The sequence below is a fragment of the Streptomyces sp. YS-3 genome (genome assembly GCF_045257485.1).
Taxonomy (GTDB): Bacteria; Actinomycetota; Actinomycetes; order Streptomycetales; family Streptomycetaceae; genus Streptomyces.
This window is the reverse complement of record NZ_JBJHPC010000215.1, coordinates 1-11153: the sequence shown is the minus strand read 5'-3', so window position 1 is coordinate 11153 and position 11153 is coordinate 1. Positions and strand designations below refer to the sequence as shown.

Sequence of the window (11153 nt, the reverse complement as noted above, 5' to 3'; positions counted from 1 at the left end):
ATGGCCGCACGGCGACGACCACCGGTACGGCGGCGTGCCCCGCCTCGCGGGCCGCGCGGCGGGCGCCGCCCGGGGAAGGGGCCCGGCCTACCACTCGGCCCTCGGCCACGGCCAGCCATCCCGCGTCGGAGTGCTGGTCGGCGATCGCCAGGGCGACGGCCACATCCTGCCCCCGGAAGGGGTCACTGGGCCGCTCCACAGCCCTCCCGCGCCACTCGACCGTACGGCGCTCGGGGCCGCAGCGAGCACGCCAGTACGCGTACTGCGCGACGATGCACGGCCCCAGCCCCGTCAGGAGCGGTACACCGCCGTGAACCCGGCCTGTGACAGCGCCCGCGAGCACCACGGACACCACGCACAGTCCGACGATCGCCCCGCACCCGCCGGCCGCCCGCCCGAAGGCCTTGGCGGCGACGAGTGGCCAGAGCGCCAGCATCAGGCAGTCGCCGAGGCCCGCCCCGATCGGCGAGGTGCCGTCGTTGACGGCGAGCATCGGCCCCAGCGGCATGCCCGAGAAGTGGTGCACGAGACGTTCGGTGACCGACGTCAACCCGGTGGCCAGCAGGTCGTACGGTGCGAGAAGGCCGGCCAGCACCGCGACCTGCCCGGCCGTCATACCGGTCTGGGCCCACAGATTGCTGACCCCGATCACCGCGAGGGCCAGCAGCAGATCACCTCCGGCGATCCGCGCGGGCACCCATCCCGCCAGATGCGTGGCGAGGATGAACCCACCGAGGGTGAAGGTCACGGCCGCGCTGCGCCGCCCGCCCATGACCGGGGCGAGGGCCAGGGAGCACGCGCCCAGAAAGACCACCCCGAACGCACACGTCACCAGGACCCGCGGCAGATGCAGATAGAGGAAGGGCATCGAGACCAGGGTGGCGGTCATCACCGCGATGTCCGAGCGGACGAAACGGCCCACGGGCGGGCGTGGCATACGGACGTGTCGTAGGTACAGCGCGGCGAGAGCGACGACCGTCGCCAGCGAGGCAAGCAGGGTCAGGGCCTGGGCGAGCTTGCTCATGGGGCACTCCGTACCGGCCGGCGACGCGGGGAGGGCAGCTCGAAGCTGTGCTCGATCAGATCCGCCCTGACGCGGCAGGGTTCGGGGAGTTCGTCCCGATCCTCCAGCAGGACCACGCCGCTCAGGGGAAGATCGCTGAACCGTTCCTCGACCCTGCCCAGCAGCGCCGCGGACGGGCGGTGCGCTACCACGTACAGCCGGGGGCCGTCCGGGCCTGCGGACAGCGCGTACCGCGTGGGCAGCGGAAGCTCCCGTTCGGCCTGGAGACGGTCGAGAACGGCACGCGGATTCAGCTCCGCGGGGCCGTTGCTGTGCCGCCCCAGGATCCGCGAGGTGGCGGGCATGCCGCGCAGCGAACAGGTGGGTGGCTCGGTGCCCGGCAGGCGTCGGACGAGGTCGCCCGTGTCGTAGCGCAGCAGGAGCGTCGTGTCGCGGTACTGCGTGTACGGCGTGACGACCAGCGTGCCGGCCTCGCCAGGGCCGGCCGGGGCGCGGGTGACCGGGTCGAGCACTTCGATGTGGGCCTGCTCGGCCGAGAGGTGCAGGTGCCCTTCCTCGCAGGCCAGCCCGGCGGTCGGCATCGTCTCGGTCATCGAGTACGTGTCGATGACCTGCGCGCCGAACACCTCCTCGGCGCGGTGGCGCAGCGGATCGCTGAGCACCTCTCCCCCGACGAGGATCTGCCGCAGACCGAAGTCGGCGGGATCCCAGCCGTCGCGTTCCGCGGTCTGGACGAGGCCGCCGAGCGCGGATGCGGTCACAATGAGGTGGGTGACCTGGGGTTCCTTGCCCGGGAGCCGCATCGGGGTGGCGAGCCTGTCGATGATGATCCGGGGGTCCACCGTCCCCATGGCGACGAATCCGGCGCCGACCATCGCCAGGGCGCGCTGGACGTTGAGTTTGGCCAGGGTCGCCCGCGAGCTGATCGTGCTGAGCACGATGTGTCTGCTGCGCAGGGCGGAGCCCATCAGGAACGACATGGCCGACAGTGCGGCGGCGAGTTCGAGTTCGTACTGCGAGAACCACACACCCGTCGGCGTGCCGGTCGTGCCGGTGGTCTGGGCCAGCAGGACCGGCTCCGAGCGCTCGGAGACGAAGGCCGCCGACGCGGCGCGCAGCGCCGATTTGGGTGTCGGCGGCAGAAGCGCGAGGGTGTCGAGGGAGATGTCACGGTCGCTCAGGCCCAGTTCGGCGAAGAGGCGGCGGTAGTACGGAACGTGGGCGGCGGCATGCCGTACCGTCAGCTTCAGTCGGCGCTCGGCCATCGTCCGCTGGATCTCCGGATCCGGTTCCGTGCCGCCGGGCAGCATCACCGCGGCTTCCTCGCCGGGCTCGCCGAACTCCTCGATCGTCGCCCGCAGATCGGCGACGGTGCCTTGCAGCCCGCGCACGTTCAGCCGCCCGCCGCGCAGCATCCGCGTGCCGTACTGGAGCTGGCGGACCATGGTCCCGAACACGTGCCTCGGCCTCCCTCCGGTTGGCGCGGGTGGCCGGTGGAGCACCGGCCACCCGCTCGGGTTCAGTCAGTGACGTTCCCGTGCCCGGTGTCAGCCGCTCGTGAAGGCAGCGGCGGCCATCGTGCTGAGCGCATAGCGCCCGTAGCGCATGATGAGCGAGATCATGGTTCCTCCGTGGATTCCTTGGGTTGGGTTGATCTTCTGGTTCCGCCGGGACCGACGCGTTCCCGTGCCGCAGGGAGATCGCGGCGCGCGCCCGGCCACGGCAGCCTGTGGTCAGCAGTGCATGTCGCCGGTGCCCGGGTCGACGACGTCGGCGCCGCTGAAGTCCCACGTCGGGATGCAGCCGACACAACGCGCGGTGCCATTCGAGTTGTTGATCTGCAGCGAACCCATGTAGCGACGGTCGTCCCTCGGGTTGCCCCCACCCTGCCGGGCGGTGGAGTTGGCCGCGCGGCTGGAAGTGATTCACGCAGGTCGGCCGAGCGACGCCGCCGGACAAGTGGGTTTGTCCGCGGACAACTGGCTCGTGTGAGTGATAAATGCGGGCGAAGCAGCCCGGTCCGCCACCGCTCGCATCGCGTCGAGGTGCTCAACGGGACGGCACGGCTGCACGATCGCCAACCGCACCACCGGTTTGGTCGTGGAAGGCGGCGGTGACGTCGGCCCGGGCTCCCTCACCCAACCGTGGACCTACGGAGGCAGCGCCGACCCGCTGTGGACGCTCACCGCCCAGTGAGCCGTCCCGACCACGGAACATGGGCCCCGCGCGAACGGCGCGGGGCCCATGCGTGGCTTCGGTCGGTCAGCAGGCCGAGTTGGTCTGGGTGAGCAGGCCCAGTCGCCACGGCAGGGAGTTGTAGTCGCCGCCCGCGTTGGGGTTCAGCCCCTGGTACAGGTACTGAAGCCGGCAGGAGGGGATCGTCAGCGTCTGGTCGTAGCCCGCGCGGATCATCTCACCGTGACTGATGTCCCGGGTCCAGGCACCCGCCGGGAAGGTGACGTTGTTCGCCCGGGCGAAGGGGTTGCTCTCGGAGGCGGCGAGCGGTGTCCAGGACCCGGCGAGGCTGCCCGAGGTCCAGGAGCGGAAGTAGCGCCGCCCGTCGGATCCGATGGCCTCGACGAGGAGCAGGTACTGGTTGCTGCCCTGCACCTTGTACACGTTGCTCGCCTCGAACAGCGCGTTCCTGGAGTCCCGGGCCGCGATGACGGTGTTGGTGAAGCCGTTCGGGAACTGGCCGACGGTCGTCTGCGAGCGGTACAGGTGTCCGTTGTCGTCGGAGGAGAACAGGTAGCAGTTGGCGTTGTCGCAGATCACCCACATGTCGACCCAGTAACCGTTGCCGATGTTCTGCCGGATGATGTCCGGCATCGACGCGTAGAAGTTGCGGGGCGCGCTCCACCCGTTGGGGTTGCTGATGTCCGGGTTGGTGGAGTACGACGCGTTGCCGGTCTGGTAGACGAGGTACCACAGGCGCTGCGGCGCGTTGTAGAAGACCTGCGGCGCGGCCCGGTACCCGGGGCCGATGGCCGTGCGGTCCAGGTAGTGGTGGGTGGCTGAGCCGGCCTGCGACCAGTCGGAGAAGCTCAGGTACACCAGGTTGTATCCGGCGGCGCTCGCCGTGCTGGCGAACACGTGGTACTTGCCGTTGTAGTAGACGACCGACGGGTCCTTGATCCCGGCGATGTTGTGGGTCGCGTCGGGCTTGGGGGCGATCAGCGATCCGCTCGAACTCCAGCGGAAGGACGAGGGGAGCGCGGCGGCGGACCTGGGCTCCGGGGCGCCGGTCACCGCCGCCCTGCCGCCCAGTGCGGTCAGTGCGGCTTGGTAGGCCGCTTTCTTGTTGCCGTTGCGGTCGAAGAGCAGCGGGTTCTCCCCACTGCGCCAGGAGTCGCTGTCGCGGATGCCCCAGACGGTGATGCCGGTGCAGCGGGCGACGTTCATGCAGGCCCGCACGGTGTTCGAGTAGGCCGCGGGTGAGGCCTGGGCGATGTCGAGTTCGGTGAGCTGGACGTCGACGCCGAGGGCGGCGAAGTTCGCCAGGGTGGTCGGGAAGTTCGACGGCGGGCCGCCGGCGCCGAAGTGGGACTGGAAGCCGACGCAGTCGATGGGCACGCCCCGCGCCTTGAAGTCGCGGACCATGCGGTAGACGCCCTGGGTCTTGGCGGCGTTCCAGTCCTCGATGTTGTAGTCGTTGTAGCAGAGCTTGGCCGCGGGGTCGGCCGAGCGTGCGGTGCGGAAGGCCTGTTCGATGAAGCCGTTGCCCAGCAGGTTCTGGAACACCGAGGGACGGTGCTGGCCGCTGCCGCCGTCGGCGAAGGCCTCGTTGACCACGTCCCACGAGTGGATGCGGCCCTTGTAGTGGCTCGCCTCGGTGGTGATGTGGTTGTTCATGACGCTGCGCAGGGTGTTCGGGTCCGTGATGGAGCTGACCCAGCCGGGGAGCTGGGAGTGCCAGACCAGGGTGTGGCCGCGCACGCGCTGACCGCGGGCCGCCGCGCGGTTGACGATCTGGTCGGCGGGGCCGAAGTTGAACGAGCCGCGGGAACGCTCGGTGGTGTCCCACTTCATCTCGTTCTCGGGGGTGACCGAGTTGAACTCGCGGTCCAGGATCGAGGTGTACGTGCCGTCGCCGAGCCGCCCGGCCGCCACCGCGGTCCCGAAGTAGCGTCCGGACTGGGCGGCTTGCGCGCCGAGTGTGGAGGCCTGGACTGCGTGGGGCGCGGCGGTCGCGGCCCCGGGTGTCACCAGGGCGGCCACGGCCAGCAGCGATAACAGGGAGGCTCGGCGACGGCCGAGCCGTTTCAGCGGGTTCATGGTTCTCCTCTGCCGTTGGCGGGGGGTTGGGTGGTGCGTTCGGTGGGATCGGGTCAGGGCGTGGACAGCTCGAACCGCGGGACGCGGACCGCGCCGCCGAGTGCCCGGGTGGCGTAGTTGAAGAGGGCGAACCGGTGGCCCATGAAGAACCGCCAGTCGTTGCCCATGGTGAAAGCGGGTCCGAGGCGGGTGAAGGTGGTGCCGTCGGTGCTGTAGGAAAAGGTGCCGGGACGTGCCGCGCCGGGGCGGATGTCGGCGTTCGCGCGCAGCCAGACGCGGCCTCCGGAGAGGGGGGCGCTCGCGACCTCGGCACCGGTGCCGGTGGTGTTCCAGTTGGCGTCCATCGTCAGCCCGTTGACCATGGCCACCCTGGTCGTTCCGCCGTCGCGTTTGACACCGATCCAGGCGGAGGAGTCCCGCAGCAGCGCGAGACCGGCGCGGTCGCCGTCCCGCATCGCGGAGAAGTCGAGCTGGACCGTCGCGGTGGAGGTGGGACCCTGGATGCGGTGCGTCAGTGTGTTGCGGGCCCAGTACAGATCGCCGGTGACGGTCGCGGTCCGCAGGGTCAGTCCGTCGCCCAGCGACCACTTGGTGTCGTCCGGGTTGTGGTTCCACTCCCACCTCGGCTTGAGCCCCGGCCCGTCGAAGGCGTCGACGCCGGTCATGGGCGCCACCTGGCGATGGGGGGCGGGCACGGCCGGCAGGGGGTAGGACGCGCCCCACGCTCCGTTCACCAGTTGGACGAGGGGCCAGCCGTCCGGGGTCCAGGTGATCGGCGCCAGGACCGGGACCCGGCCGCCGGGGTAGGCGTCCACGAAGGCCAGGTAGTACCAGGCGCCGTTCCGCGTCTGCACCAGTCCGCCCTGGTGCGGGACACCGCCACCGGTTATCGGCCCGCGCAGGTCGAGGAGGACCTGCCGCAGCGTGTATGGGCCGAAGGGACCGCTCGACGACTTGAGAATGTACTGTCCGTTCGCGGGACGGGTCAGGAAGATGTAGTACTGACCGTTGATCTTGTAGAAGCGGGAGCCCTCAAGGGTTCCGACACTGGACGGCGCGGTGAACACCGGCTGGCTGCGGACCTGGTTGCGGCCGTCGGGCGAGAGCTGGGCCACGCTGATCGTGGTGTTCCCGTACGCCACGTACAGGGTGTCGTCGGTGTCGACCAGCAGCCCCGCGTCGTAGTACGGCGTGCTGATGGCTGTGAGACGGCTCCACGGCCCCTCGACCGCGGTGGCGGTGTAGACGTACGTCCTGGCGAAGTCGATCTGACCGAGCCAGTAGAAGGTCCGGTTGCCCGGCCGGTAGGCCAGTGACGATGCCCAGACGCCCCGGACGTAGCCCCGGGCGCCGTTCAGGTCGTACTTGGCGCCGAAGTCCAGGCGGGGCACCGCGTGGCCGGCGATCTCCCAGTTCACCAGGTCGTACGAGCGCAGGACGGGTGCGCCCGGCGAGTAGTGCATCGTGGACGCCGAGGCGTAGTAGATGGTGCCGACACGGATGACGTCGATGTCCGCGAAGTCCTGCCAGATCACCGGATTCGTGAACGTCGCGGCAGCCGCGTGGGCCGGGGTGTGGGGAAGCAGGGCGCCGGCGGCCAGACCGGTGGCGACGGCCAGGACCCGGCGCCGACCCGGTATTTGATCAGAGCATGACATATCCATGTGTCGATCCCCCTGCGAGGGCGCGGCGCGCCTGGGTCAGTGGATTGATCCCGCGACGTTCGGTATTGCGAACACCAGTCGACTCATCGATCACCAGGGATCATACGAGGCCGACAGCTCCCGTCAATATCTCTCGCATGATTCGGTTATAGCTCCGAAATATTTCGAGAAGCCGACGGGTAGGACGGTCGACCGCACGGGGCCTGATCCTTGCCGATCAGACGCGCCGAGACGGCTGACCGGCCGCTCTCCAGCACCGCTGAAAGAGACTCAGCTTTCCGAAACTGGACCGAAAGTGAACCGAAATCTCGAACGCCGCTATGGGTAGCACCTGCACGGCACCAGCGCACCCATGACGGGGGTCATCCCTTGTCCGACGCCCCCGTCCACCCCCGCATAGGCCGCCCGTCAGAGCTTGCCGGTCGACGGTGGCGCTGGCGCCAGGGCGTAGGCGCTGACCAGACTGGCGACGCCGAGCACGCAGTTCAGCCAGATCGTCGTGTACGGCGAGGTCCCCCCGCCCAGCGTGATCAGGATGACACCCGTCACCAGAACGGCTAAAAAGGTCGAATAGTGGCGGCGGAGTGACCCCGCGATGTCCATGGACATGTGCATCTCACCTTCCTGGGGCTCTTGAACCGAGTCATCCCCTATTCGACCGGCCGCCGTGCCCGCCGTCCACGGAATCCCACGAGCTTCGAGGGACCGGGAAAGGGACCAGAAGTTCGGTCTTCTTCAGCTGAATTCAGTGAAGTTCCACGCCCCCGGTGCGCGAAGTGCGAGTATCTCGGCCATCCGGTTCTTGTCAGGCACTGGAGGGGGCGTGGAGGACTACTCACGCGGGTCACTGTCACCCGTGCAGCGGTTCGCCGCCGAGCTGCGACGATTGCGCATCGGCGCGGGCGATCCTCAGCTCAGGACGATCGCCGCCCGAGCCCAGTGCAGTCAGGCAACGGTCTCGGAAGCGCTCAACGGCCACCGACTGCCCAGTGAGATGCTCACCCGTCGGCTGGTCACCGCCCTGGGCGGGGACTGGGAGTGGTGGAAGGAGTTCTGGCGCACGGTCCGAACCGAACAGGATGACTTGAAACACCCTTCAGGGGACCCTCCGCCGCGCACACACGAAGCCCAGATGATCTGTTACGCGGACGCCCCGGCCTTCTACCGGGCCGCCACCGACCGCCTTCGCGCCGCCCGCCGCGAGATCCGCCTCACGTACGTACGGCTGCACCCTCCCGACCACTGGGTCTCCTCGGAGGTGGCCACCTACTACGAGGCGGTGTTGCAGTGGGCCAGGGAACACGCCGGCGAGTCGACGAGCGTGCGACGCATCATCGGCGTTCCGGAGCGCGACGGCGTACCCCCGCCGACGTATCTGGCCTGGCTGCAGAAACACCAGGCGGAGATCAGGGACGTGTACGCCTATGAGGCCCGGGTGATGTCCTGGAACAGCTCCTGCGCCTGGTACAACACGGGCCTGCTGGACGACTCCGTCACCTTCCTCTCCTTCTCCGGCGCCGGCCGCCAGCAGCTCACCGGGTTCAGCGTCGAAGGGCCGGTATTCCTGGCCCACTTCGCGTCCATGTTCGACCGCGCTTGGGGTGCGCTGGAGACGCTGGACGACTATGTGGCGAGACAGCGGCGATGAGGGCCACCGACCGGCGCGGCTCGTTCGATGCCAGTCGGTGTCAGTCCGTGTCAGCCCCAGTCAGTCCGTGTCAGTCGATGTCCTCGAATACGGGACGCCGACCGGCGCGACGTCGTACGAAACCGCGCTGCCCGGCCAGCAGGGTAATGCCGGTCCATCCGGCGACGCCCATCAGGAGAGTGGCGAGTTGGCTGCCAGGGTCGACGTCGGAGGCCGCCTCCATCGGGACGACGTTCTTCGGGTCGCTGACGACCTCGACGCGGTCGCCCACCTTCCACTTCGGGTGGTCCCCGTCGTAGTCCAGGGTCGACTTGAGCTGACCCGACGGGCCGATGAGGGTGAAGCGGTGGTTCGAGTCACCGTCGGCGGCGCTGTCGGCGGCGATACGGACGGTCTGGCGCACCCCTCGGTTGTCGAGCGCCGCTTCCGGGGCGTACTGGACCGAGCCCACGAGCACGAACACGGCCGGCGCAAAGGAGAGGAAGGCGAGCCACCACGCGCAATGCAGGAAGCGCAGGGCCATCACGAAGACCAAGCACCCGATGAAGCCGGTGATGATCGGGATCACGTCCATGCCCAACGCGAGATACGAGATCCCCGTATTGGCCGCGGCGATGACCCAACCGAGCCCCATCACGACGAGGGTGAACAGGAAATACGATCCCCGGTCCACGGTCGAGCCCTGCGATTTCTTCATGTCCACTACAGCCATCAGAGCAGCATAGACACTCGGCCCACTACGGCCCGCATCCGCCCACCGCGCGCTCAAGACCAGGTCAGAGCAAGCTTACGGCCTCAGCGCGCAGGCTTCGTACGGACGCCCCACCCTTCGACGTCCTGTCATCCGGTGGCCTCCCAAGGCGCCCCTCCATCGTCAGCAGCCGTGTTCCGCTCGTGTTCCGATCGGGCGGCTTCGAGCAGGCGGCGCCAGGACGTGACCAGGGGGCGCCGCCGCAGGAGGGCCCGCCGTTCCCGCTCGGTCATGCCACCCCAGATTCCGTGCTCGATGCGCTCGTCCAGGGCGTGGGCAAGGCACTCGGTGCGCACGGGGCAGCCCGTGCAGACGGCCTTGGCCCTGTTCTGTGCCGCGCCCTCGACGAACAGTTCGTCCGGTTCCGCGGTACGGCAGGTTGCTCGCGCAGCCCAGGTCTCCTGATCGTCCCCAACCACCCCGATGCAGTCCTCTCCCCGGTCCGGCCCGCCGGGCTCCCCTGGGCAGGCGCAGTCAGGAAACCGTACGGCACGCGCGAGGGGGCATGGGGCACCCTCGTACCGCGACAACCCCTATGAGTGAAGGGGACCTTGACGAATGCCCGTACCGTCCCTTGACCCACGCCGAGTCGAGCAACCGAGCATCGCTCACACCCCTGACACCCCTGCCGGCAACCATGAAACCCACCACGACAACCACGCGTCGCCAGTCTGCCCAGGTCAGCCGTCGCCCGAGTCAGCGGCCCCCAGCGAAACCGCACGCCGTTCGAACGCGTCCTGAGGCTCGATAGGCTCGGTGGCTGCACTGCACGGAAACGGGAGATGGCATGAGCCAGGCGCTCTATACGGAACGGTCATGGAATCCGCTGGCACGGACCGTTGAGCTGACGGAGGAGGACCTGCGGCGCGGCGGCCACGTCACGTCGCTGGGCGAGCTGAACCTGGCGGCCATGGCCGAGGCGTTCCAGCGGGGGCAGTGGCTCGGCGGCGGCGGCACGGAACGTCCGCTGGACCAGTTGCCCGCAGGCAGTGGCATCCTCCCGGTCACCCGCGTCACCGGCACCACCACGCTCGTCAAAGTCCGACAGACAGCCGAATTCGCCCAGCAGCTCGGTGAGTTGGCGGTACGGCACTGTGGCGGCCCCGCGCAGCTGACCGCCCTGGCCGAGCAGGCGCGGGTGGAGGGCGTGCCGCTGTGGATGGCCCGCCGGTACGCCCCCGGACCCGCCGGCCAGGTGGGGGTGGCGGTGGACCGGCGGCTGGTCCGCGTGGACGTGTGGGGGCCGGGCGCTCCGACCGTACGCATACGGGCGCCACGCGGCTTCCTGAGCAGCAACACCGACCAGGCGCAGGGGCTCCGGATGACCGTCGGGGACGTACCGGCCGTCCTCGTCCTGAAAAGGAAGCTGCGCAAGTCCAAGAGCTACGCACAGGCGCGGCTGCCCCAGGGCACCTGGGAGCTGCGCCGGGCCAGCCCCATGAGCTCCTGGTTGCTGCGCGACGGGCAGCGCGTAGCCCTGTTGGAGCGACCGCCGCGCCGCCCCGACCTCGACCCCGGCACGGTACTGCTGCCCCTGGCGCCCGTGCACTACGAGAGCCCCAACCCGCTGGACGCCGTCATGGCGCAGGCCTTCGCCGTCACCTTCGGCCTGGGCGACACCACGGGCACGGCCCGCTTCCGGCTCCAGCGCTCGCACACCAGCGCAAGCGAGCCGGTCGCCACCGACGACTCCTGGGGCCGCCCCTGGTTCAGCAACCTGGGCAGCGGCGGTGAGGACAACGAGGCGGGCGGCTCGGACGGCTGGGGCTCCGACGGTGGAGACGGCGGGGA

The 11153-nt window shown here is 69.4% G+C and carries 9 protein-coding genes; 2 read left to right on the top strand and 7 right to left on the bottom strand.

Annotated features, from left to right (window positions below):
- The 5 genes from ACJA3G_RS18810 to ACJA3G_RS18790 form a co-directional block, all read right to left on the bottom strand.
- Nucleotides 1-1024, bottom strand: a 1024-nt coding sequence (locus ACJA3G_RS18810; RefSeq protein WP_406554165.1) for a hypothetical protein, incomplete at its 3' end; no start/stop codon positions are given.
- Nucleotides 1021-2481 (bottom strand): phenylacetate--CoA ligase family protein, encoded by a 1461-nt coding sequence (locus ACJA3G_RS18805; RefSeq protein WP_406554164.1) that lies wholly within the window; start codon nucleotides 2479-2481, stop codon nucleotides 1021-1023. The genes ACJA3G_RS18805 and ACJA3G_RS18810, both read right to left, overlap by 4 nt.
- Nucleotides 2482-3286: 805 nt before the next feature.
- On the bottom strand, nucleotides 3287-5299 hold the full coding sequence (locus ACJA3G_RS18800; protein WP_406554163.1) for a non-reducing end alpha-L-arabinofuranosidase family hydrolase: 2013 nt from the start codon (nucleotides 5297-5299) through the stop codon (nucleotides 3287-3289).
- A 53-nt stretch (nucleotides 5300-5352) separates the two neighbouring features.
- Nucleotides 5353-6957 (bottom strand): glycoside hydrolase 43 family protein, encoded by a 1605-nt coding sequence (locus ACJA3G_RS18795; protein WP_406554166.1) that lies wholly within the window; start codon nucleotides 6955-6957, stop codon nucleotides 5353-5355.
- A 414-nt stretch (nucleotides 6958-7371) separates the two neighbouring features.
- A complete protein-coding gene (locus ACJA3G_RS18790) occupies nucleotides 7372-7572 on the bottom strand; it encodes a hypothetical protein (protein WP_406554162.1) in 201 nt (66 codons plus the stop codon).
- Between the two features lie 214 nt (nucleotides 7573-7786).
- Between ACJA3G_RS18790 and ACJA3G_RS18785 the strand changes: the two genes are divergently transcribed.
- Nucleotides 7787-8611, top strand: coding sequence for a helix-turn-helix domain-containing protein (locus tag ACJA3G_RS18785; protein WP_406554161.1), 825 nt, complete (start codon nucleotides 7787-7789; stop codon nucleotides 8609-8611).
- A gap of 70 nt (nucleotides 8612-8681) precedes the next feature.
- Here the strand turns inward: ACJA3G_RS18785 and ACJA3G_RS18780 are convergent, their stop codons facing one another.
- The gene (locus ACJA3G_RS18780) at nucleotides 8682-9323 is read right to left on the bottom strand and encodes a hypothetical protein (RefSeq protein ID WP_406554160.1); all 642 of its coding nucleotides are present in this window, start codon (nucleotides 9321-9323) and stop codon (nucleotides 8682-8684) included.
- A gap of 128 nt (nucleotides 9324-9451) precedes the next feature.
- On the bottom strand, nucleotides 9452-9781 hold the full coding sequence (locus ACJA3G_RS18775; protein WP_406554159.1) for a WhiB family transcriptional regulator: 330 nt from the start codon (nucleotides 9779-9781) through the stop codon (nucleotides 9452-9454).
- 368 nt (nucleotides 9782-10149) lie between these two features.
- Here ACJA3G_RS18775 and ACJA3G_RS18770 point away from each other — a divergent pair.
- Nucleotides 10150-11153 (top strand): hypothetical protein (locus ACJA3G_RS18770; RefSeq protein WP_406554158.1); only part of this gene is annotated, 1004 nt, incomplete at its 3' end.